This is a genomic window from Paucilactobacillus nenjiangensis (assembly GCF_008632615.1).
Classification (GTDB): Bacteria; Bacillota; Bacilli; order Lactobacillales; family Lactobacillaceae; genus Paucilactobacillus; species Paucilactobacillus nenjiangensis.
On sequence record NZ_CP043939.1, the window covers coordinates 278,702 to 300,387 of the forward strand.

At 39.5% G+C, this 21,686-nt stretch carries 25 protein-coding genes and 1 pseudogene; 20 read left to right on the forward strand and 6 right to left on the reverse strand.

All coding sequences use genetic code 11. From position 1 onward, the window contains the following. The first annotated feature begins 199 nt into the window (after positions 1 to 199). Positions 200 to 1,300, forward strand: coding sequence for a hypothetical protein (locus tag F0161_RS01390; protein ID WP_150203328.1), 1,101 nt, complete (start codon positions 200 to 202; stop codon positions 1,298 to 1,300). A 152-nt stretch (positions 1,301 to 1,452) separates the two neighbouring features. Beyond that, the gene (locus F0161_RS01395) at positions 1,453 to 3,129 is read left to right on the forward strand and encodes an IS1182 family transposase (protein WP_225423169.1); all 1,677 of its coding nucleotides are present in this window, start codon (positions 1,453 to 1,455) and stop codon (positions 3,127 to 3,129) included. Positions 3,130 to 3,151: 22 nt separating this feature from the next. Here F0161_RS01395 and F0161_RS01400 read toward each other — a convergent pair whose 3' ends face one another. Continuing rightward, the gene (locus tag F0161_RS01400) at positions 3,152 to 3,922 is read right to left on the reverse strand and encodes a hypothetical protein (RefSeq protein WP_150203329.1); all 771 of its coding nucleotides are present in this window, start codon (positions 3,920 to 3,922) and stop codon (positions 3,152 to 3,154) included. A gap of 142 nt (positions 3,923 to 4,064) precedes the next feature. Between F0161_RS01400 and F0161_RS01405 the strand changes: the two genes are divergently transcribed. Next, positions 4,065 to 4,580: an HdeD family acid-resistance protein gene (locus tag F0161_RS01405; RefSeq protein ID WP_150203331.1), complete on the forward strand. Its 516-nt coding sequence runs from the start codon at positions 4,065 to 4,067 to the stop codon at positions 4,578 to 4,580. A gap of 18 nt (positions 4,581 to 4,598) precedes the next feature. Further along, positions 4,599 to 4,967 carry a hypothetical protein gene (locus F0161_RS01410; RefSeq protein ID WP_150203333.1) on the forward strand — a complete coding sequence of 123 codons (369 nt, stop codon included), beginning with the start codon at positions 4,599 to 4,601 and terminating at the stop codon, positions 4,965 to 4,967. Positions 4,968 to 5,321: 354 nt separating this feature from the next. Here the strand turns inward: F0161_RS01410 and F0161_RS01415 are convergent, their stop codons facing one another. Together F0161_RS01415 and F0161_RS01420 are read right to left on the reverse strand one after the other, a co-directional pair. Further along, positions 5,322 to 5,600 carry a hypothetical protein gene (locus F0161_RS01415; protein WP_150203335.1) on the reverse strand — a complete coding sequence of 93 codons (279 nt, stop codon included), beginning with the start codon at positions 5,598 to 5,600 and terminating at the stop codon, positions 5,322 to 5,324. Next, positions 5,601 to 6,041: a MerR family transcriptional regulator gene (locus F0161_RS01420; protein WP_225423226.1), complete on the reverse strand. Its 441-nt coding sequence runs from the start codon at positions 6,039 to 6,041 to the stop codon at positions 5,601 to 5,603. A gap of 128 nt (positions 6,042 to 6,169) precedes the next feature. Between F0161_RS01420 and F0161_RS01425 the strand changes: the two genes are divergently transcribed. After that, on the forward strand, positions 6,170 to 7,111 hold the full coding sequence (locus tag F0161_RS01425) for a DMT family transporter (RefSeq protein ID WP_150203337.1): 942 nt from the start codon (positions 6,170 to 6,172) through the stop codon (positions 7,109 to 7,111). A 19-nt stretch (positions 7,112 to 7,130) separates the two neighbouring features. Here F0161_RS01425 and F0161_RS01430 read toward each other — a convergent pair whose 3' ends face one another. Continuing rightward, a complete protein-coding gene (locus tag F0161_RS01430) occupies positions 7,131 to 7,496 on the reverse strand; it encodes a VOC family protein (protein ID WP_137601632.1) in 366 nt (121 codons plus the stop codon). 108 nt (positions 7,497 to 7,604) lie between these two features. Next, a complete protein-coding gene (locus F0161_RS01435; RefSeq protein ID WP_137601631.1) occupies positions 7,605 to 8,099 on the reverse strand; it encodes a phosphatidylglycerophosphatase A family protein in 495 nt (164 codons plus the stop codon). Positions 8,100 to 8,288: 189 nt separating this feature from the next. Between F0161_RS01435 and F0161_RS01440 the strand changes: the two genes are divergently transcribed. Then, positions 8,289 to 9,662, forward strand: coding sequence for a cytosine permease (locus F0161_RS01440; RefSeq protein ID WP_150203339.1), 1,374 nt, complete (start codon positions 8,289 to 8,291; stop codon positions 9,660 to 9,662). 357 nt (positions 9,663 to 10,019) lie between these two features. Next, positions 10,020 to 11,255, forward strand: coding sequence for a cytosine deaminase (gene codA, locus F0161_RS01445; protein WP_137601629.1), 1,236 nt, complete (start codon positions 10,020 to 10,022; stop codon positions 11,253 to 11,255). A 17-nt stretch (positions 11,256 to 11,272) separates the two neighbouring features. Here the strand turns inward: codA and F0161_RS01450 are convergent, their stop codons facing one another. Further along, positions 11,273 to 11,833, reverse strand: coding sequence for a LysE family translocator (locus F0161_RS01450; protein ID WP_150203341.1), 561 nt, complete (start codon positions 11,831 to 11,833; stop codon positions 11,273 to 11,275). A 51-nt stretch (positions 11,834 to 11,884) separates the two neighbouring features. Between F0161_RS01450 and F0161_RS01455 the strand changes: the two genes are divergently transcribed. From F0161_RS01455 to hisI, 13 genes and pseudogenes are all read left to right on the forward strand, one after another. Further along, positions 11,885 to 12,286, forward strand: a complete 402-nt coding sequence (locus F0161_RS01455; protein ID WP_137601627.1) for a MarR family winged helix-turn-helix transcriptional regulator — start codon at positions 11,885 to 11,887, stop codon at positions 12,284 to 12,286. 19 nt (positions 12,287 to 12,305) lie between these two features. Continuing rightward, positions 12,306 to 13,229, forward strand: coding sequence for an EamA family transporter (locus F0161_RS01460; protein ID WP_150203343.1), 924 nt, complete (start codon positions 12,306 to 12,308; stop codon positions 13,227 to 13,229). A gap of 64 nt (positions 13,230 to 13,293) precedes the next feature. Beyond that, positions 13,294 to 13,683: pseudogene (locus F0161_RS11550) on the forward strand (heavy metal-binding domain-containing protein). 148 nt (positions 13,684 to 13,831) lie between these two features. Continuing rightward, positions 13,832 to 14,671, forward strand: a complete 840-nt coding sequence (hisJ, locus tag F0161_RS01475; protein WP_190318893.1) for a histidinol-phosphatase HisJ — start codon at positions 13,832 to 13,834, stop codon at positions 14,669 to 14,671. Between the two features lie 8 nt (positions 14,672 to 14,679). Continuing rightward, positions 14,680 to 14,991 (forward strand): nucleoside triphosphate pyrophosphohydrolase family protein, encoded by a 312-nt coding sequence (locus F0161_RS01480; protein ID WP_137601624.1) that lies wholly within the window; start codon positions 14,680 to 14,682, stop codon positions 14,989 to 14,991. 602 nt (positions 14,992 to 15,593) lie between these two features. Continuing rightward, positions 15,594 to 16,742: an ATP phosphoribosyltransferase regulatory subunit gene (locus F0161_RS01485; protein WP_150203349.1), complete on the forward strand. Its 1,149-nt coding sequence runs from the start codon at positions 15,594 to 15,596 to the stop codon at positions 16,740 to 16,742. Further along, positions 16,739 to 17,377: an ATP phosphoribosyltransferase gene (gene hisG / locus F0161_RS01490; protein WP_137601622.1), complete on the forward strand. Its 639-nt coding sequence runs from the start codon at positions 16,739 to 16,741 to the stop codon at positions 17,375 to 17,377. The genes F0161_RS01485 and hisG overlap by 4 nt, the downstream gene beginning before the upstream one ends. A 48-nt stretch (positions 17,378 to 17,425) precedes the next feature. Continuing rightward, positions 17,426 to 18,691, forward strand: coding sequence for a histidinol dehydrogenase (hisD, locus tag F0161_RS01495; RefSeq protein WP_150203350.1), 1,266 nt, complete (start codon positions 17,426 to 17,428; stop codon positions 18,689 to 18,691). Continuing rightward, the gene (gene hisB / locus F0161_RS01500) at positions 18,691 to 19,275 is read left to right on the forward strand and encodes an imidazoleglycerol-phosphate dehydratase HisB (protein ID WP_150203352.1); all 585 of its coding nucleotides are present in this window, start codon (positions 18,691 to 18,693) and stop codon (positions 19,273 to 19,275) included. Before hisD ends, hisB begins: the two co-directional genes overlap by 1 nt. Further along, complete coding sequence (hisH, locus tag F0161_RS01505) at positions 19,275 to 19,901, forward strand: imidazole glycerol phosphate synthase subunit HisH (protein ID WP_137601619.1); 627 nt, start codon at positions 19,275 to 19,277, stop codon at positions 19,899 to 19,901. The genes hisB and hisH overlap by 1 nt, the downstream gene beginning before the upstream one ends. Beyond that, entirely contained in the window at positions 19,882 to 20,595 is a 714-nt protein-coding gene (gene hisA / locus F0161_RS01510; protein WP_150203354.1) for a 1-(5-phosphoribosyl)-5-[(5-phosphoribosylamino)methylideneamino]imidazole-4-carboxamide isomerase, read from the forward strand. Before hisH ends, hisA begins: the two co-directional genes overlap by 20 nt. Next, positions 20,595 to 21,353 carry an imidazole glycerol phosphate synthase subunit HisF gene (gene hisF, locus F0161_RS01515; protein ID WP_150203356.1) on the forward strand — a complete coding sequence of 253 codons (759 nt, stop codon included), beginning with the start codon at positions 20,595 to 20,597 and terminating at the stop codon, positions 21,351 to 21,353. Before hisA ends, hisF begins: the two co-directional genes overlap by 1 nt. Further along, positions 21,350 to 21,685, forward strand: coding sequence for a phosphoribosyl-AMP cyclohydrolase (hisI, locus tag F0161_RS01520; RefSeq protein ID WP_137601616.1), 336 nt, complete (start codon positions 21,350 to 21,352; stop codon positions 21,683 to 21,685). Before hisF ends, hisI begins: the two co-directional genes overlap by 4 nt. Position 21,686: the final 1 nt, after the last annotated feature.

The window sequence follows — 21,686 nt, forward strand, 5'->3', positions numbered from 1 at the left end:
TAAGAGGTTTTCTGTACCTCTCTGAATACTATAATACCGCTTTGATCAATAAAGACCAAAGATTATGACTCACTATAAATACTGTCACTACGGTGATTTTATATTTTAATTTTTATAAAGTCAATAAAGGTCAAACTTAAGTTCAAAAAAAATTATTGTGGAATATGGTAAAATGAAAAATAAAAATGGAGAAAATGTGATGGATTACAAACTTAATACTAAGCACGTTAAAGATTTTCTGAAATCAAAAGAATTTACGCGACTATCAGCCAACCAACAAAAACATGCGGATAACATTTTAAGTCGATTTAATCATTACATGGAAATTGATCATCAGTTAGATGATCAGCATTGGAACGGCGAAGCAGTTGCGCAAAATATGGTCAGTGAATTCATTGCCACCCGAGAAGTTGATAATAAGTTTGGGGTAGCGGCTCCGGCCGTGTTAAATGCGTATGTTAAATTTTTGAAATTGTCCAATGAACAAGAAATTTTAGTTACGTTGAATAAACGGGAGAACATCTTCCGAATGCAGCGAAGTAGATTGTTAGGGATGAATATTGATGATTTTTCAACAATGGTAGATCAAATGATTGCCGACGATGAATGGGGCCCATTGGAACGCGAAACTAGAGAGTGGGTTGAAGCACTGGGGAAAAAAGATTATTTCCAAAAAATTCCCATGGATGATAGTTCAAAAGCTGTGGCGATTAATATTTTCGTTGAATATGTGGTGGATTGGTCGAGCACAAACGTAAATAATTGGCCCACGAATGCGATTCAATTTGTCGTCAGCTACTCATTATTATTGCATCCTGAATTAGATGACCGAGACTTGAAATATATTGTTCCTTTGATCAAAGCCCTTTTCCAATATTTATTTGAAATTGAGCAGATTGATGCCCGACATCTTGAAACCTACAATCAAGCGTTAGACCAGTTGGCACCATTTGTGGTAGCAATGCTTAAATATACGTTTGCCGATCGTGAAGTGATGATTTTGGTAAATTATGTGAAATCAAACCATAGTCAACAACAAACCCCTGAGCAAATTGATGCCTGGATTGCTACTCACCCACAAGAAGTGGATTCAATGTTGCTCAGACTGGAACCATGGAGAAATGATGATACTTATGATATTCAAGAAGATCTTGAAGGTGAGTTCTCGATTGTTGATGTTGTTGAACGTCGAGATTCTAGAGAGCAGCAAGATAAATTTAACAAACAACATAAGGGTAATGTGATTCCATTTAGTCAGAAAAAGCGAAATAAAAAGAAAAAGAATAAGCGAAAAAAATAGTGGCTGGGAAAAAACTAATTCCAGACTATAAAAAATAAAGGGACTTTGGAAAAACACTCCAAAGTCCCTTTAACTATGTACACAGGAAGTAAATTCCTGTTATGATGTTAGCGACCAAACCAAACAACAAAACAGTAAAGGAGTTTCCTTCCATGTACAAGAATTATAACACAGCACAAACTAGCATCGCTTTAAACTTAAATTTTGATATTCCTAATAACCATATTGCGAGACTAATTGATATGTTTGTTGAGACAATTCCGCATAATATTATTGAAACCTCTGTGGCGACCACCGGTCGTCCTGCTTATCATCCGGCTATGTTAATAAAAATGCTCCTTTTCGCGTATTCTCGCAAAGTATTTTCTGGACGTAGAATTGTTGAAATGAATACCGAAAATATTCCAATGAAATGGTTGAGTCAAGATGCCACAATTTCTTACAAAACAATCAATAATTTTCGATCCAGTAAAGAAGTTTCTAACTTAATCAAGATTTCCTTTATTTACTTTACCAAGTTGTTAGCCGACAACGGTATGATTGAAGATGAGGCCTTATTTATTGATGGTACGAAGATTGAAGCCGATGCAAATAAGTACTCATTTACTTGGAAACGTGCAGTTGATAAATTCTATCCAAAACTAAAAGAAAAAATTGTGCTCCTTTATGAAGAATTGATTGAAAATCAAGTTGTCAAAGAAATGGAGAAAGAATACCTAACGTCTAGCGATGGATTAGCTGAGATTTTAGAAAAAACGCACGATGAAATTACTCACTTAGATTATGTCATTGAACAAGAACCGAAGGTTATCAAAGGTGGCTCTAAGAATAAACAACAGCGGCGAAAACTCAAAAAATTAGCGCACAAAATGGAAAATGATTATTTGCCCCGAGCAAAAAAGTACGAAGAAGCTGAACGCCTTTTTAATGGTCGGAACAGTTTTTCAAAAACCGACCATGATGCTACCTTTATGCGTATGAAGGAAGATCCAATGATGAATGGTCAATTAAAGCCTGGATATAATTTACAGGCTGCCACTAATGGACAGTTCGTGCTAAATTACGGAATTTTCTCGAATCCGACGGATACGAGAACTTTATTACCATTTTTATCTGACATGCATTCACTCGATTTGTTTAAATACATCGTGGCGGATGCAGGTTACGGTAGTGAATCTAATTATTCCGCGATTGTCGACGATTTTGATAAGACACCACTGATACCGTATGGTATGTATGAAAAGGAACAGAAGCGCAAATTTAAAAATGATCCTACACGAATACACAATTGGAAGTACAATGCCGCAGACGATTACTATACGGATCATTTGAGTGTTAAATTCAGTTTTAAGCGATACAGTATTCGTCATGATAAATATGGATACGAACGACAGTTCAAAATTTATGAAGCGGATAAAACACAGGAAACATTCAAGCTAGATGAACTAGCTAAAACCCCTAAGGGAAGGCAACGACAGGTTGCCTATAATCCAACTTGGAACTACTTTAAAAATTATGTTAAGGATTTACTTTCATCTGATCAAGGCTCAGAGATTTATTCGCATCGTAAGTATGATGTTGAGCCAATGTTTGGCAGAATGAAGTCCATTTTTGGTGTGCGCAGAACTCATCTTAGAGGGAAACAGCCTGTGGAAAATGAATTGGGTATTCTATTAATGACAATGAATCTAACAAAATTAGCGGGAATTTTAACCAAAGCAACCGCTAATTTTTCACATAAACAATTATCAAATATAAAAAAAACAAAAAACCGACCAAAAATTCTATTAATTATAGAATTCTTGGTCGGTTTTTCTATAGCTGGTTAGTTTTTTCCCAGCCACTTTTGTGTTATCTAATTTTAGTTTGTGGTAATAACATGGCAGTTCCAACAATTAGGAATGTCAATGCAAAGGGACTTGGTTCGAACATGAAGTATGTGGGAACCGACAAGTAAATGACACAGAAAACAGTCATTCCAAAGAAAGCCAAGCCCGCTCCAATGATACGTGATAAGACAAACTTTTTCACGAGTCCACGGATAAAATAAAACAAGGTTAATGCCCAAATTAATAGAGCGGGAATTGTGATGTAGTAAAGATTGTACGAAGCCCAGATATCAAACGAAATGCCATATTGCGAGTAGGCTGCTACGAGTCGAGGCACTTGTCCCAACATAAAGATGGCAAAGGGTACTAGAACAACCAATATTAATTCGTACCACATTAATTTAAATTGCCAATCAATCTTACCGGACTGGTGACGAGATACCCAGATGTCGGTACCAAACCAGACCAAACCGACTGCCTGGATAATCATTGGTAGATAAACATCAATGAAGTAAATTACCGGCATTTGGTACAGTGCTGAACTGGCCATTAATTGCCATAAAATTCCTGCCAAAATTAAACTAGCGCCGATGCCGTTGGTTACCCCAGCTTGACGACCAATTAAAGTCACACTGAACCAAAGGAGTGCTGCGAGTGCATAAATACCGTATGAAAGATAGCCTGCGATGGTCGTCGTTAATGATCCACTTGGGAATAAATAATAAGTCCAATAACATGCTAGAACCAAGACCACGTTGGCAATCAGCCAAATTCGTGCCGTTTTTTTAGTCAAAATAGTTCCTCCTATTTCATTGTCATTTTTCATTATACATGAAAATTGCATGAGAGATTTAGAAGAATTCAAGAACATCGAATTAATTGAGTCCAATTGATAGCTCTGTTATATTTAAACTAATAGATAGGGGGAGATTGTTATGGATGATTTTGGACCTGCCAGAAAAAGATTTAAGTTACCATCATTTGTCTTAGGCCTAGCATTCTTATTTGTCGGCGTGGCGGCCGTCATGAAGCCGGGACGTGCGGTAATGGGAATTATGTGGATTATTGCCGTCGTGATGTTGTTCAAAGGAATTTTTTCAATTTTAGGCTACTTTGAATTACGCAAAGTTGTTGGACAGACCACCTGGTTTGTGATGCTATCGGCATTATTGGACATTGTGCTTGCCATTCTTTTATTTGCTAATTTAAATGCCAGCATGATGTTCTTGGGCTATATGTTAGCCTTTTGGTTTATTTTTGATTCATTTAATGCCATCCAGTTATCTGGCATTAGTCGTTTTTCGAGTTTTAGTACCATACTGGGTGTTTTAGGGATTATTGCCGGGGTCATCATGTTGTTTAATCCCTTGATTGGATCAACGTTTATTGTTTATCTCTTAGCGTTTTATTTATTTTTATTTGGAATTATTTTGATTGTTCGTGCATTTTAGTAAAGGGGGAGTACTGGAGTGGAAGATATAATTAAGTTTAATGCCAATCAATTGAGTTTGACGATTGGAGAATTTTTAGCAGCAATTGAGAATGGAGATATTACTGCTGATTTGAAACGTCGTGAGATTAATGAGGTCGATTTTATTGAAATTGAACCATTTCGAAGAAGCCGTAAATTTGATTATGATCTTCGCCTAGAACGCTTTGTCTTGGATGACATCGGGGACCCTGGTGATTTTGAGGATGATTATTTTGACGAAATTGGACGTTTAGAAATGGTCTTTTATCGTTATAAAATTAATTCTGAAGTTCGTCAAGCCGATAGCCAAGCTAACACTGAAGATTGGCAAGCTTTTGTCAGTCAAAACTCTCAATACAAAGAATAGAGTGACGATTTTCCTCGGTATCCGCCGAGTAATAACAAAGGTAGCGAAAGATTTCGGTATGTGAAATCAAGCTATCAAGTTATACGGAGGGGGATGATGGAAGGGACACGTTTCAAAAGAATAGAGTGACGATTCCCTCCGGTATCCGCCGAGTAATAACAAAGATAGTGAAAGATTTCGGTATATGAAAGCAAGCTATCAAGTTATACGGAGGAGGATGAGGGGAGAGACACGTTTTAAAAGAATAGAGTGACGATTCCCTCGGGTATCCGCTGAGTAATAACAAAGATAACGAAAAAGCATGTGGCCAAATGAATATTTTGGACACATGCTTTTTATGCTTAAAAATGGAAGTTATTTTTCTTGGTTTTTGTCGTCGGTCGTTTCTTTTGTTTCTTTTTTGTCACGATGTTTGGGCGTGATTTTTTCAGTCATAAAAGTCATTGCCAGGCCAATTAAAAAGATGGCAAAACAGGCCGCGAAGGCTGCCCAACCGTGTAAGACATCAAAGAAATAAAATGATAGCTTGTGACCGTACATTACTTGAACTAATGGACCAATGATGAGGGCTGCAGAGATGAGGGCGACCCCAATGCCAATCGTGTGTAAATCGTCGTTTTTACATTTTTTCATTTATCGTTTTCCTAATGTTTTCGCATCGCTGTTTTTCAGGAGCTGTGCATATTCATTAAGGGTGTCCTCGGATACTTCGAGGGTGCCATCCAGTAAGTGAATATTTTCAGTTCCAGCTTCGATTGCAGTTTTGTAATACCACTTCTTATAATGCAGAAAGGCAAGCGATTTTTCAAGTTGTTTGATTTCTGCTTCTAACGTTAATTCGTGTTTTTCCAGAAATTCGTAGCGGGCTTCTAAAGAATCGTCGCCATCCCCACGCCATGAGGCAAAGTAGGCGATATCTTTTAGTGGCACGTCAGCCTTCTTCATCTCAATGACCAAGCGGATGTGATTAATATCATCATCAGTGAAAACGCGCCGGCCACCTTCATCGCGACGGACTGGTGGAATCAAATCTTCATGTTCATAATAGCGAATTGTTTCAACGGTGACGCCAATTTTTTCGGCGACTTAGCCAATAGTGAAAGTTTTCAAAATTAATTCTCCTTTTTGCTTGAGCTGAAGTTAACTTTAGGTGATAGAGTACTTTTTGTTATAAAATAAGTACAGAGATACGGAGGAACATTATGTTAGCAATTTTTATTGGCCTGTTTATTGGGATTATTTTGCCTATGCAAACAGCGATTAACTCAAAACTGCGCACATTTGTGCAATCACCATTTACTTCATCAATGATTTCATTTACGGTTGGCACAATTTATTTGGCGGTTATGACCTTGATTAGTGGCAAATCACTGTTCGTGTCAGCCGCAACTTTTAGTGATAATCCATGGTGGATCTGGCTCGGTGGGCTCCTCGGAGTCTTTTATCTAACGAGTAATATCTTATTATTTCCGAAACTGGGTGGAGTTCAAACAGTTATCATGCCGATTTCGGGTCAAATTATTATGAGCATGTTAATCGATAATTTCGGCTGGTTTGCATCGGCGGTGCATCCATTTGGATTAACTAGATTGGTCGGGACCATTATCCTGGTGGCAGGCTTGTACGTCACGATTGTGTTGCCAGATCAATTGGAAAAGAAAAACACAATTGAAGGCGAAAAAACGTATGTCAAGGAAGTCTGGTTCTGGCGCTTAGTAGGTGTACTCGCCGGAATGATTTCAGCGACTCAAATTGCCATCAATGGACACCTGGGTACAGTGTTGGATTCTTCAATTCATGCCTCGTTTATTTCATTTCTTCTCGGTTCAGTAATCTTAATTGTCTTGGTGGGTATCAAAGAACGTGGGTACAAACAAATTACGTTGGCAATTGGACCAGGTAAAGCTTGGTGGGTTTGGCTGGGTGGCGTAATCGGTGGGACTTATGTCTTGGGGACCGTTTATTTAGTTCCAGTGCTAGGTACGGGCGCCGCCGTAGTCATTGCCTTGTTTGGTCAAATGATTGGTGGCATTTTAGTCGACAGTTTTGGTTTGTTGGGAGCGAAGAAAAATCCGGTAGTATTGGCACAAATCATCGGGCTCATTATCATGATTATTGGTGTGATTCTGATTAAATTGACTTAATTGACGGACGAAATGACTTTCATTTCGCCTGTTTTTTGGCTAACACAAAATAATTACCATCTGGGTCGGCAAAGTTACAAGAAATTAAGCCCGCTTGAACCATGATTTCGCCCGGATTATCCAAGCGACTTCTAATCTGTTTAAAATTATCAGTAAAAAGCATCAACGAGGGAACATTGTCGGCGACTTCCGGTGAATACTCTTTGACGAAGTCACGGGGAAAGATGCCCAGCTCAATGTCCCGGTTCAATGATAAGGTAATACCGGTATAGCCACCAGGCAGATCTAGAACATCAGTGATTTCAGCGTTGAAGTTGGTTTGCCAAAAATCTCGATTCAAGTTTATATCGTCTACATAAATCATGACACGCATTTTATCAATCATCACATTACTCCTCCATTCGCTTGTTACAGAAATTGTATCATTTATCGCGCTAAAATGAAGGAAGAAAAAGCGAGAAACCAGTTCACCGGTTTCTCGCTTTTAAGGTTGCTAACTATATTCATGGGCCAATTTACCCGCCACGGCGGCAGCAATGGCACCAACAATATCATCAATAAAGGTGTTTACATCGTTAAGGGAAGTATCAAGTTTACCGATAATCCCCGGTTTAATGCGATCTACATAACCAAAGTTGGTAATTCCGATGGCACCATACATATTAGCAATTTGCAGTGCTAGCGTTTCATCGACACCGAACACACCCATGTCATGTGACACAATCGTTTGCAGTGGTTCATCTAACTGGCCTTGATTGGCCATTTTATCTAAGTAAAGTCCAACCATCACATTGTTGAGTAATTCGCGTTTATGCATCACATTAATCGTGACTTCTTCAAATTTTTCAATCGTGACGTCAGGTAAGAAACCATGCTGTAGTTCATAAGTGATTTCAGCAATTGATCGAAGTGTCACGCCTTTTTTATCCAGTTCATTAACGACGTAGTCAAAGGCTTTCGTATCTGGATACTTTTTATCATCTTGCATTTAAATAACCTTCTTTCGTGGAACATTCAAAATAAGTATACCAGTTTAAAATTTTGGTGGAAATAAAACGAATTATTTCGTTTTGCCTAGCAAAAACTTGCTAAGATAGAGATGAAAAAATTTCAAGGCTATTGTTTGCAAGCTTTTTATTATATGATGTAACTAGCGCAGAGAAGATGGGAGAACAAGATGAAAGAGAAAAAACAATATCAATTGGATAGTATCGCACCGCAAAATCGGCGGATGAATTATTGGGATATGTTTGCCACTTGGGTAGGGGCGAATGCGAATAACGGGACCTGGTTTATTGGTGGGGTGATTGCCGCCTGTGGACTAATTGGAGGCGTTGAAGCCTTGATTGTTGGTTCAGCCATCGCCTATGTCTTTTTATCATTAGTCGGCTACATGGGCTACAAAACCGGGGTTTCGACGACGGTTGTCTCACGGGCCGCTTTTGGCTTACGCGGTAGCATCGGACCTTCAATTGTTAATTTGATTCAATTTATTGGCTGGACGGCCGTGAATACTTTTATTGCGGCGACCTCAGTCTCGTATTTATGTAATGAAATATTTGGTTGGCCGGTTTACGGAAAACCCGGTGGCCAATGGGGACTCTTATTCGGTATTGGTATCATGAGTGTTTTACATTTAATTAGTGTTTCCGCAGGTCAGAAATCGATTCAAATGATTGAACGCGTTGGGATGATTATTGTCTTTATTTTCGTGATTTGGGAATCGATTGCAGTCTTTAAGCAGGTTTCCTTTGCCGATATTGCTCATTGGCAAGTGCCAGCCAAATCGAAGATGTCATTTGGAACCGCACTCGACACACTTGCTGCTTTTAACTTAGCTTGGGTCACTGCTGGGGCCGACTTTACGCGTTTTACGAATAAAAAATCAACTGCTACGACGGCCCCATTTTTAGGTGCGATGATTGGGGTATTCTGGTTTGCCTTTGTCGGTATTTTTGCCACGATTGCGATTGCCATCAGTAGCGGGGTTTACGATGCAAACAATTCAGATCCCAGCACGATTGCCTCTAAACTAGGCCTAGGAGCAATTGCGATGCTGGTAATTATCTTAACGAGTATGACCGCCAACGCTGTTAATCTGCAGGCAGCTGGCTCTGCATTAAACAATATGTTTCCAAAAATCAAATTAAAACCGTCCCTGTGGATTGTGACCATTTTAGCCACATTGGTGACCATCGTGCCCATGTTAGTCGGTAGTTTTTTAGATACTTTCGTGACCTTCTTAGATGTCCTGGGCATGATTCTCGGACCTTGGATTGCGATTATGGTGGTTGATTTCTTCATTATCAACCGCGGCAATTATTCCCTAACTGATTTAGCTTCTGCCGGTGGTAAATTTTGGTATGCGCACGGGATTAGTTGGATTGCTTATGTTAGCTGGATTATCGGGGTATTCTTTTATCTGGGAATGCAAAAAGTCGATTGGATGCAAGCCACAGTCGGTGCGGCTTATCCTAATATGTTAGTGATTGGCATCGTCTATTATATTCTGATGAAACTGTTTAACAAACCTGTCACCAATCCGCAATAACGTTGTTGATTGATGGCCTTGAGGATACTTAAACAATATTTCTTATTTTTATGTCTAATACTTCATACTTTCTTCACACGATGTGATTATAGTAGTCAACATACCAATTAAACCTCTTTTCATTTACTCCTCCAAAGTAATGAAAACAGTAGCTGGAGAGCAGCTACAATCCTACTCCTAGAACTAGATCGGCTTACCCGGGCTGGTCTAGTTTTTTTTAGTTTTTCAATTGGTATAACCAGTTTGCAATCAGTTTGATTGTGGACTGGCTTTTTTGCGTCCAGTTAAAATTATGTTTGCACTTAAAATACTGAACTTGTATTGTAGAGATAACAATAACGATAAGGAGCGATTGTGATGTTAATCAAAAATGTTCATATTGAATCAGAAGAAGACGCACAAGATGTTCGAATTATTAATGGTAAATTTACGCAAATAGCGACTGACCTGGAACGACACGATAATGAAGAGGTCATTGAAGGCCAAGGCAACTTATTGCTGTCTCCATTTATCGATTCTCACGTGCATTTGGATGCTACCCGGACGGCAGGTGATCCGGAGTGGAATGAATCTGGAACTTTATTTGACGGGATTCGCATTTGGACAGAACGTCGCAAATCGCTCACTAAAGAAGATGTTAAAAAACGCGCCATTGAAACCATTCGCGAACAAGTCGCCAATGGAATTCAAGTAGTGCGCAGCCATGTTGATGTCACTGATCCTAATTTAACGGCCTTAGAGGCTTTGTTAGAAGTCAAGAATGAAGTGGCAGATTATGCGGAGCTCCAATTAGTCGCCTTTCCTCAATCTGGAATTTTATCATTTCCACATGGTAAAGAATTAATGGAACAAGCCGTCAAAATGGGTGTCGATGTAATTGGTGGGATCCCTCATTTTGAATTTACCCGCGATTATGGGGTTGAATCATTGAAATTTATTGTCGGACTGGCTGAAAAGTATGACCGCTTAATCGATGTCCATTGTGATGAGATTGATGATCCCAATTCACGTAACTTGGAAGTATTAGCGACGTTAGCTTATGAAACCGGACTTGGCGATAAGGTAACTGCCAGTCATACTACAGCGATGGGTTCTTATGACGATGCTTATTGTTATAAGTTGTTCCGCTTGTTGGAATTGTCGAATGTGAACTTTGTCTGCAATCCTGAAGTTAACTTACATTTGGGTGGACGCTTTGATACTTATCCAAAACGTCGTAGTATGACCCGGATTAAAGAATTATCTGAAGCGGGCATCAACGTGTCGTTTGGCGAAGATGATATTAAAGATCCATGGTACCCAATGGGAAATGGAAACATGCTGGATCAAGTCCAAATCGGTATTTTAGCCGGTCAATTAATGGGCTATCATGATATTCAAAATGCATACCAGTTCGTGACGAACAATGCCGCTAAGACATTGCACATCGCTGACCGTTACGGGATCGAAGTCGGTAAAGATGCAAACTGTTTGTTAATGAATCAAAAAAGCTTCTACGATGTTCTCAATGAACACGCAGAAGTCTTATATTCAATCCGAAAAGGAAAGATTTTAGTAGAAACTGAACCTAAGCAAGTCCACACTCACTTTTAAGAGGTGGGTTGAACTATTTATCTCCATAAATCATAAGCACTAAAGACTAATAATGCTGAGACAATTAGATTAATGCCACGGTAATGGGCGCTATAAAAATTTTGGATTAATTGTCCGGCTAACGTCCAAGTCAAAGTACCAACAATGCCAAATAAAATCATGATCGTGAATTTCATTGGGACGGTCCCCCAGAGACCAGCGACGGCAAAAGTGCTCATCCCCGTTACAAAGTAGAGATAACACTTGATATTAGTGGCTTGCAACAGGGCACCGGCCATAAAAGGATGCTGCCCAGCTGCAGCGGCACTATCGGGGTGAGAAATTAACACGTGATAGGCCAAGTAAAGTAGATAGAGCGAACCGATAATTTTTAAGCCAAAGACGACCGATTCGTATTGTTGAAAAATGGATGCAAACAGTGAAATAACCCCGCCAATGATGATGAGGCCGAATAAAATGCCCAAGTTGAATACCAGGCCTTTACGAAAGCCCTTTTGTTGTCCTTCCGACATAGCCATAATGGTGTTGGGACCCGGTGTGAATGACATGACGGTGATGAACGCTAAGAATCCAGTCATATGTATTACCTCTCTAATTTAATTGCATTTGCAATGAAAGGAGCTAATTAAATGTTTAAAATCATTCGAACCATTGGAGCCGCCACCCGTTCAATTCAGACTGTCTCTAACGAAACCTTTAAACCGTTAGGACTGAATAATAATTTATTCATTTATTTAATTCGGACGGTGGAACAGCCAGGGATGTTTTTGGGTGAATTGGCGGATAGCTTGCAAATTGATCGCACGACGAGCTTTCGAACCGTCCAAAAACTTGTGAAATTAGGCTATTTAGAACTGAAAAATGATCAACAAAATTTAAAAATTAAACGTGTTTTTCCAACGACCAAAGCCAAAGAGCTGTATCCACAGTTACACGACTATGAACAACAATCTTCAGATGTATTACTCAAAAATTTATCAACGACAGAACGTAATCAGTTAGCAAAATTACTCGATAAGTTAAATATTTAATTCTTTGGAGGTCGTGCATGTGTCAAATAAGAGAAAAGGGATTTTATTAGCAATCATTGGACCAATTATGTGGGGCATTTCGGGAAATGTCGCCGAATATTTATTTTCAGTTCCAAATGTCACGCCACAATGGTTAGTGACAATTCGCCTGTTTGGCTCGGGTATTCTGTTACTGTTTTGGTGCTTAGTGACCGAGCCTAAAAAGACGATGGCAGTGTGGAAAAGTCCGCACACGATTATTAATTTATTAGTGTTTGGCCTCGCTGGGGTGTTGGTCTCTCAATACACCTATTTTTCGGCGGTCGCAGAAACCAATGCACCAACGGCCACAATCATGCAAATGTCTGGAACGGTCTTTATCATTGTTTATTTAGCGCTGCGATCTTGGCAGCTCCCACGCCGGCTCGACGTGATTTCGGTAATTTTTGCCGTTGCGGGAACTTTTTTCTTAATTACCCACGGTCATCTTAACTCGTTGGCGATTACGCCGATGGGAGCCATTTGGGGTGTCTTATCCGGACTAGGGGCAGCATTTTATACCTTGCTGCCGCGAAAACTGTTAAAGGAATACGATACGAAGTTGGCGATTGGTTGGGCGATGTTATTTGCTGGGATTGTGATGTTACCCGGCTCATTATCATTAGCAACGCCCAAAATTACTGTGCCAGTGTTTGCAGCTATCTTTTATGTGACTGTGTTTGGCACGATGCTTGCCTATCTGTTTTATGTCGCCAGTTTAAATTATTTGTCACCTGCGACCACGGGGATGCTGGGGGTGTTTGAACCGTTAACAGCCACCTTGATTGGCGTTGCCTTTTTAGGCACCCGATTTGGAGTACCAGAAATTTTTGGAATTTGTTTGATTTTAGCGACAACCTTTTTGCAAACCATCCCAACCGAAAAATTAGCTCGTTTTAGTCATAAACCGACTATCCTGAAATAGTTATCAATAGCCTACCGACGTACAATTCGCTATAATGGTGGTAAATCGATAGGGGGACGAACTTATGGCAAACGACATTTTAATCGCAACGACGGAAAATATCCCAGGACGTGAATATGAAGTGATCGGAGAAGTATTTGGTTTAACCACTCAATCAAAAAATATTGTGCGTAACATTGGTGCAGGCCTTAAGAATATTGTTGGTGGAGAAATTAAAGATTATACTCAAATGTTAATTGAATCACGTGATATCGCAATTCAGCGGTTACGTGATAATGCTTCATAAATGGGTGCTGACGCTGTCGTAATGATGCGTTTTGACTCCAACGATTAGGGTACTTATTGATACTCATTGGGTGCTGACGCTGTCGTAATGATGCGTTTTGACTCTGTTGCTATTAGCGATGATATGCAATCAGTCGCTGCGTATGGTACGGCAGTTAAATTTAAATAGCGTGTGACAGCTCACGGTTATACGGAAAATTTAAGTTTTGGAGCACTATTACGCAGTGAACGGATAAAAAATAATTGAATTTCAATATATTAAAAAACTAAACAGATCACTTTAGTGGTCTGTTTTTATCTAAAGATGGAGGCACGTTATGATCAAACGAGATGGACATACACATACGGAATTTTGTCCTCATGGTAGTGGAGATGCTGCTGAAGCCATGGTCCAAAAAGCAATTAAAATGCGGTTTACAGAATATAGTATTACTGAACATGCTCCATTGCCACCAGAGATTGCTGAGCATTTTGGTGGTACTCGCGAAGGGCTAGATACAGCTTCCATCAGTATTGATCAAGTCCGACTTTATTTAGATTTGGCTCATCAGTTACAAGCTAAATATGCTGATCAAATCAAAATTAACGTTGGGTTTGAAGTGGATTATTTTGAAGATTATGAAACCTGGACAAAAGAGTTTTTAGACGAATATGGTCCAGAAACATCGGATAATCTATTATCGGTTCATTTTATGCCAGGTAAAGATGATAAATTATGGTGCGTGGACTATACAATCGATGATTTTGCTGAAGGATTTGCAAATTTAATCGCAGAACCACAAAACTTGTTTGAACGATTTACACGACTTGAGTTGGCCGCAACGCAATCTGATTTGGGTCAATATAAGCCAACCAGACTAGGACATATCACCTTGATTCGTAAGTTCCAAGATTATTTCAAATTACCTCGTCAGTTAGATGAAAAAAATCTCTGGTTAATGACAGAATTACTAGAAGAGATTAAAAAACGGGGCTATGAACTGGATTTGAATACTGCCGGGTTATACAAAGAATATTGTAATGAAATTTATCCTACGCGGCGAGTTGTGCAACAAGCTAAAGAATTAGGTATTCCAGTGATTTATGGATCGGATGCTCACAGTATTCGAGAAGTAGGACATGGATATCACGAAGTGGAAGATTTCATTCGAGAATAGAGGACAAAATGGATATTAAAGAATTAGCAACTCGTTCTAAAGCAATTCGAGAGAGATATCATGAATTTGAAATTAACCAAGATGGACAGCCATGGAATGTTGAACAGGATGCCTTATCATTTTTGACCGATGCTGGTTTGGTTGGACGCAAGGTAATGGATCAAACCGGTAGTTGGCCAGACAGCAATGAAGATGTTAGCTTAGATTATAAAATCGCTGAATCGATTTGGTGGTTAGCCTCAATTGCCGATAATCAAAATATTAATTTAGAAGAAGCGCTTGATGATTTCTTAACTGAAAGAGAACAACATCTTAAATAATCTCCACTTGCAACAGAGACCAATGATTTATCGGTCTCTTTTTTGTTTAATATTTATCAGAAACATTGTTTGACGAACCTAAATAAAATAATTGACAATTAAAAAATATAGCGTATTATGAGTTTTATATTAATATTTGATGAGAATAATAAAGCGAAGAATAGTCCAGTAGATGCGAATTTGTTTAAGGGAGTCACGGTCACCGATTGAGAGCCGCGGCAACAAATCAATTTGAAGTCACAACTATGAGCTGATTAAATTAATCCGGTGGATACCGTTATCAAGTTGACTCCAGTCAGCATGAGCTAATTATCGTGAGGTAATTAGAAAATGAGGTGGGACCGCGATTTAATCGTCCTCGTAGCAAACATTATGTTTGTTGCGAGGACGTTTTTTGTATCAAAAGGTTTTCACTTATGAATAGCTCTCAAGCATTAACAAGAAATTTTAAAGATGCTGAACTCGCATCTGAGAAATTTAAAGTTAAGTGTCGAGAGTTGTAAGTGAAAACTAGATTATAAAAAAGGCTTTTCAACTCTGATATATCGAGTTGAAAAGTTAAAAAATTAGATTAAAGGAATTTAATTATCGGGGGAATTAAAATGTTAAAAAATCAACTTCCAACTGGCGTTCGAGATGAACTCGGTATTAATGCCGGAATTAAAGAAACAACGGTTAATACAATTCAAAATTATTTCTATCAACGTGGGTTTGAAAAAATCAAAACACCAGTGATTGAATACCAAGATGTGTTTGAGGACTATGACGTGGGTCAGCAGCGACTGTTCAAGTTCTTATCAGCTAGTGGTAATTCGGTCGTACTCAGGCCAGATATGACATTACCATTGGCAAGAGTGCTCAGTTCGACGCAAGTTAAGTTACCAGCCAAGTTTTATTATTCGGGAGACATTTTTAGAATTAACAAAGCTTTGTCAGGGTCACAAGATGAAATGACTCAAGCAGGCGCAGAATTGATTGGTTTCTCCAGTATGAAGGCTGAACAAGAATGTCTGTCGATGATGATTGAACTGGCTCAGATTTTGGAACTGGACTCAATCCAAATTGAATTAGGTTTGGCAAGGTTTGTGAAACAAATTTTAGAAATGCTAACAGATAACATTGATCAAATTCATGCTATTGAAGAAGCATTATTTTCTAAACAAATTACCAAATATAATCAACTAATCGCCGCGTTTGACGAATCAGAATATACCAGCTTATTGAAAATCTGGCCCCGCTTATTCGGCCCCGCACAAGATGTGTTAGATGAAATTTTTCCTTATAAATTTCCAGAACGATTGCAAGAAAAGGTAACGGAGCTGCGCCAATTGGTCAGCTGGTTACAAGTGCGCTATCCCAATCAAAATGTTGAAATTGACTTGAGTACTCGAGCACCACAGGATTATTATACGGGGATTACCTTCCAAGCCTATAGTAGTCAATCAGCCACCTTTTTGTTTAGCGGCGGACGGTATGATCATTTATTGAATCACTTTCAAAAAGAAAAAGTGGCGGCGATTGGTTTAGGGATTGATGTTGACCAAATTGCCCTAATTTCTCAAGCAGATTGTCAAACCACACCAATGACCTACATTTACTTTAATGATAATCAGTGGGAATTGGCTGAACAAAAATTAATGGAACTGGATAAGGCCACACTATGTTTGGTTGATTCACTGGAAGAAGCTCAGAAAGTAGCAGATAACAATGACGGACAGTTACTAGACCTAACCGCGGAGGTGATTAAATGACAGAACGAATTAAGATTGCACTAACTAAAGGGCGAGTTGAAAAACAAACGTTACCCTTGCTCGAAGTTGCTGGGTTGAACGTTGACCCAGTGTACGACAAGCAACGACGGTTAATTTTTGATTTACCGGATGATCCATACACGATTATTTTAGCGAAAGGGCCTGACGTCTCCACTTACCTTTCAAATGGGGCCGTGGATATCGGCATTGTTGGTAGTGATATTTTGGCAGAACAACAAGATGATGCCTATGAATTACTTGATCTCGGGATTGGTAAATGTCAGTTCATTCTGGCTTCCACACCGGATTTTAATCCTAAGAGTACGAAACGGAAGGTAATTGGCACCAAGTATCCGCATATTACGCAAGAGTATTTTGCGAAACGGGGCGAAGATGTTGAAATTATCAAAATTGAAGGTTCCGTAGAACTGGCGCCCTTAATTGGATTAGCAGATGCAATTGTTGATATCACCGAAACAGGGACTACCTTGCGAGAAAATAATTTAAAAATCTTTGATTATTTACGTGAGGTATCCACCAGAGTGGTTGTTAACCCAATGTCGTTGAAGCAACATCGAAATGAAATTTTTGATTTAGTTGACCGACTAGAAGGTGCCATTAAAGCCAAGTCGTAAGCTGCAGATAGAAATTGACATAATTTAAAAATCAGAGGAGATTTTATCATGAAAATAACAACAGATAGTTTAGAGAAGCAATTAGCCAACGTTCAAAAGCGAACAGCCCAATTAACCGATCCAAAAATCGAAGCGGCAGTTCGTGAAATTATTGAAACCGTACAAGCTAAAGGTGATGCGGCGGTTCGTGATTATACGAAAAAGTTTGATGGCGTTGAACTAGCAGATTTTAAAATTTCTGAAGAACGCATCGATGCTGCCTATGAAAATATCGACCCTAAGACGAAAGAAGCCTTAGAAGTTGCTCGCGATAACATCATCAGTTTCCACAAAAAAGAAGTTGAATATGGCTTCGTTGATACTGAAAAAGCTGGCGTAATGCGTGGCCAAAAAGTCATTCCGCTGGCCTCAGTTGGACTTTATGTACCCGGTGGGACGGCTGCTTATCCTTCGAGTGTTTTGATGAATGCGATTCCTGGAAAATTAGCTGGTGTTAAGCGACTCGTGATGGTCACTCCAGATCCTACTGAAGCCGTTTTAGCTGCTGCCAAAATTGCTGGTGTCGATGATATTTATCAATTAGGTGGCGCTCAAGCAATTGCCGCCCTAGCTTATGGAACGGAAACAGTTCCTCGTGTTGATAAAATTTTTGGACCAGGGAACGTTTATGTAGCTACTGCTAAGAAGATGGTCTTTGGACAAGTTGCTATTGATATGATCGCTGGACCTTCCGAAATTGGGATTATCGCTGATTACAGTGCGAAACCAAAACAAATCGCGGCTGACTTATTATCACAAGCTGAACATGATCGCTTAGCGCGTCCAATTTTGGTAACCAACAGTATGAAATTAGCCGGATCAGTTTCGAATGAAGTTGAATTACAACTTCAAACGTTACCTCGTGAAGAAATTGCCCGTGAATCCGTTGAGGAACAAGGCTTTATTTCAGTTTTACCTGACTTAGACCAAGTCTTTGAATTGATGAACGCGATTGCACCAGAACATTTGGAAATCCAATTACCAAATCCAACTGGTTACTTGAGTTTAGTTGAAAATGCCGGTTCAGTCTTCTTAGGACAATACGCTTCAGAACCATTAGGTGATTACGTAGCAGGTCCTAATCACATTTTGCCAACTTCAGGGACGGCTCGTTTCTCATCGCCAGTGGGGGTTTATGATTTTATTAAACGAACTCAATTTATCCAATATAGTGCAGCTGCCTTGGAAAAAGAAGCGCAATATGTCACAACTTTGGCCCGTGTCGAAGGACTTGAAGGTCATGCACGTGCAATTGAAGCACGGGAGGCCAAATAATGCGGACAGGTAAAGTTGAACGGATTACGAAAGAAACTTCGATTCAGGTCGAACTTGATTTAGATAACCAGTATGAAAGTGAAATTCATTCAGGAATTGGCTTTTTAGATCATATGTTAATTCTCTTTGCTAAACATGGTCGGTTTGGCCTAAAAGTGAAAGCCGACGGAGACTTAAATGTGGATCCACATCACACCACTGAAGATATCGGAATTGCCATTGGCGAATGTCTGGTACAAGCGCTGGGTGACAAAACTGGGATTGAACGATATGGAGATGCCTTGGTGCCCATGGATGAAACTTTAGGCCAAGTAGTGATTGATTTAAGTGGTCGTTCTTACTTAGTATTTGACGCTGAGTTTACGAATCAAAAATTAGGTGGCTATGATACGGAGACGACGGAAGACTTTTTCCAAGGATTAGCTTTCAATGCGCACATGAATTTACATGCTAGAATTTTATACGGTCGTAATACCCATCATGAAATTGAAAGTTTGTTTAAAGCGTTAGGCCGTGCGCTACGCAAAGCAGTCAAAATTAATCCTGAAATTCAAGGTGTGAACTCGACGAAAGGAATGATCTAATGATTGCAGTCATCGATTACGATACTGGAAATGTTAAAAATGTAATGAAGGCTTTAACATATGTTGGGCTGGAAAGTATCTTAACTGATGATGCTGACGAGATTTTGTCAGCAGATGGAGTTATTTTACCCGGCGTGGGATCATTTGGACCAGCGATGGATGAACTAAACAAACGTGACTTGGTGCCAGTGTTGCAAGAAGTTGTGCAACGAAAGATTCCATTACTCGGGATTTGTTTAGGCATGCAATTGCTATTTGAAACAGGCTATGAATTTGGCCAACATCAAGGGTTAGGATTTTTACCTGGTAAAATTGTGGAAATTCCAGCTAAAGAGGGTTTGAAAGTTCCTGAAATGGGTTGGAATCAAAATGAAGTGTTACAACCCGCAAGCCGGTTTGCCGGCGTTGATGGTAAATTTACTTACTTCGTGCACTCATTTTATGCTGATTGTCCGCAAGAAATTGTAGTCGCTGGGGTTCAATACAGTACGTTTATTCCCAGTGTTGTTAGCCAAGGATCAGTCGTGGGGATGCAATTTCATCCTGAAAAGAGTACGGATGCTGGCTTAGATTTGTTGAAAGCTTATAAAGGAATGGTGGAAGAATATGTGGATACCCGCAATTGATTTATCTCAAGGTCAAAGTGTGCGTTTATATCAAGGTGATTTTGAACAAAAAACAATTATAAATTCAAATCCATTGGCTCAAGCACAACAAATTGAAGCAGCGGGGATGCAATGGTTGCATTTAGTTGATTTAGATGGCGCTAAAGCTGGCAATCCGCAAAATTTATCAGCGATTCAAGCAATCCTGAAAAACACGAATTTAAAAGTGGAACTGGGTGGCGGAATTCGCTCATTGGACCAAATTGAAACTTATTTAAAACTAGGGATTACCAGAGTCATTATTGGCTCAGCTGCCATTAACAATCCATCGATTGTAAAGCAGGCCGTGGACCAATTTGGAGCTGAAAAAATTGTTGTCGGGGTTGATGGACGCAATAAAATGGTGGCCACTGAAGGCTGGTTAGAAACTAGCTCAACTTCGATGGCTGACGTCATTGCCAAAATGATTGGATTTGGAGCGGACACGTTTATCGTGACTGACATTGATAAAGATGGAACCATGCAAGGACCCAACACCGAATTACTCGTTGAATTGCAAAGCCAATTTAGACAAGCTAACATTATCGCGTCAGGTGGGATTCGTGATATTGATGATTTGCAAAATTTAAAAGATGCAGGCATTGATAGTGCAGTGATTGGTAAAGCTTTATCAAATGGTGGTATCACCCTAGAACAGTTAAAGGCGGTGGATTAATGCTCGCAAAACGAATTATCCCGTGTCTGGATGTTGATGATGGCCGGGTCAAAAAAGGAATTAATTTTGTTAATTTAAGAGATGTTGGTGATCCAGTTGAAATTGCCGCAATGTATCAAGAGCAAGGGGCTGATGAATTAGTCTTTCTCGATATTACAGCGACGAATGAACAACGTAAAACGATGGCCGATGTGATTGAACGGGTATCATCTCAAGTGTTTATGCCTTTAACAGTGGGCGGTGGAATTCGCAGTATTGAAGATATGCAAACAATGTTGCGTGCTGGGGCTGATAAAGTTTCACTGAATTCAGCAGCGGTGAATAATCCCGCTTTGATTCAACAAGGCGCAGAAAAGTTTGGTTCTCAATGTATTGTTGTAGCCATCGATACTTGGTGGAATGAAGAAACCGAACAATATGATGTGATGGTCAAAGGTGGTCGTGAAGATACCGGACTAAATGCCATTCAGTGGGCCAAAGTTGTTCAAAAATTAGGTGCAGGAGAATTGTTAATTACCAGTATGGATGCCGATGGAACAAAAAATGGCTTTGATATTGCACTGTATCAAGCAATGGATGAAGTAGTTGATGTGCCATTGATTGCGTCCGGTGGTGTGGGTAAGGTTGAAGATTTTAGTGAAGTATTTCAAGAAACTAATGTGGATGCAGGTTTAGCAGCTTCTGTTTTTCATTTTCGTGAATTAACCGTCGATCAAGTTAAAGCTCATTTACGTGAACAAAAGGTGGTAGTTCGATGATTTATCCAAAATTTGATAATGAAACTGGGTTAGTTCCCGCAATTATTTCGGATGTGCATACGCATGAAGTGTTGATGCTGGCCTATATGAACAAGGAAGCTTTTGAAAAAACGGTTGAGACAAAACAAACATGGTTTTGGTCACGTTCCCGTCAAGAATATTGGCATAAAGGTGAAACTTCAGGAAATACCCAAAGCGTGGTTGAAATTAAGATTGATTGCGACTTAGATACTTTAGTCGTGATGGTTGAAAAAAAGGGACCAGCCTGTCATACCGGCCACGAAAGTTGCTTCTTCCGGACAATTAATAGCACGGATGAAACGGTTTATTAAA

Excerpts from the sequence above, each read along its gene's own strand:
- codA (WP_137601629.1), top strand. The coding sequence starts at position 10,020 with ATGTTAATCAAAAATGTTCATATTGAATCAGAAGAAGACGCACAAGAT.
- hisA (WP_150203354.1), top strand. The coding sequence starts at position 19,882 with ATGTGGATACCCGCAATTGATTTATCTCAAGGTCAAAGTGTGCGTTTA.
- hisG (WP_137601622.1), top strand. The coding sequence starts at position 16,739 with ATGACAGAACGAATTAAGATTGCACTAACTAAAGGGCGAGTTGAAAAA.
- hisD (WP_150203350.1), top strand. The coding sequence starts at position 17,426 with ATGAAAATAACAACAGATAGTTTAGAGAAGCAATTAGCCAACGTTCAA.
- F0161_RS01425 (WP_150203337.1), top strand. The coding sequence starts at position 6,170 with ATGTTAGCAATTTTTATTGGCCTGTTTATTGGGATTATTTTGCCTATG.
- F0161_RS01455 (WP_137601627.1), top strand. The coding sequence starts at position 11,885 with ATGTTTAAAATCATTCGAACCATTGGAGCCGCCACCCGTTCAATTCAG.
- hisB (WP_150203352.1), top strand. The coding sequence starts at position 18,691 with ATGCGGACAGGTAAAGTTGAACGGATTACGAAAGAAACTTCGATTCAG.
- hisH (WP_137601619.1), top strand. The coding sequence starts at position 19,275 with ATGATTGCAGTCATCGATTACGATACTGGAAATGTTAAAAATGTAATG.
- F0161_RS01485 (WP_150203349.1), top strand. The coding sequence starts at position 15,594 with ATGTTAAAAAATCAACTTCCAACTGGCGTTCGAGATGAACTCGGTATT.
- hisJ (WP_190318893.1), top strand. The coding sequence starts at position 13,832 with ATGATCAAACGAGATGGACATACACATACGGAATTTTGTCCTCATGGT.
- F0161_RS01415 (WP_150203335.1), bottom strand. The coding sequence starts at position 5,600 with ATGAAAAAATGTAAAAACGACGATTTACACACGATTGGCATTGGGGTC.
- F0161_RS01390 (WP_150203328.1), top strand. The coding sequence starts at position 200 with ATGGATTACAAACTTAATACTAAGCACGTTAAAGATTTTCTGAAATCA.
- hisF (WP_150203356.1), top strand. The coding sequence starts at position 20,595 with ATGCTCGCAAAACGAATTATCCCGTGTCTGGATGTTGATGATGGCCGG.
- F0161_RS01480 (WP_137601624.1), top strand. The coding sequence starts at position 14,680 with ATGGATATTAAAGAATTAGCAACTCGTTCTAAAGCAATTCGAGAGAGA.
- F0161_RS01450 (WP_150203341.1), bottom strand. The coding sequence starts at position 11,833 with ATGACTGGATTCTTAGCGTTCATCACCGTCATGTCATTCACACCGGGT.
- F0161_RS01435 (WP_137601631.1), bottom strand. The coding sequence starts at position 8,099 with ATGCAAGATGATAAAAAGTATCCAGATACGAAAGCCTTTGACTACGTC.
- F0161_RS01395 (WP_225423169.1), top strand. The coding sequence starts at position 1,453 with ATGTACAAGAATTATAACACAGCACAAACTAGCATCGCTTTAAACTTA.
- F0161_RS01430 (WP_137601632.1), bottom strand. The coding sequence starts at position 7,496 with ATGATTGATAAAATGCGTGTCATGATTTATGTAGACGATATAAACTTG.
- hisI (WP_137601616.1), top strand. The coding sequence starts at position 21,350 with ATGATTTATCCAAAATTTGATAATGAAACTGGGTTAGTTCCCGCAATT.
- F0161_RS01405 (WP_150203331.1), top strand. The coding sequence starts at position 4,065 with ATGGATGATTTTGGACCTGCCAGAAAAAGATTTAAGTTACCATCATTT.
- F0161_RS01440 (WP_150203339.1), top strand. The coding sequence starts at position 8,289 with ATGAAAGAGAAAAAACAATATCAATTGGATAGTATCGCACCGCAAAAT.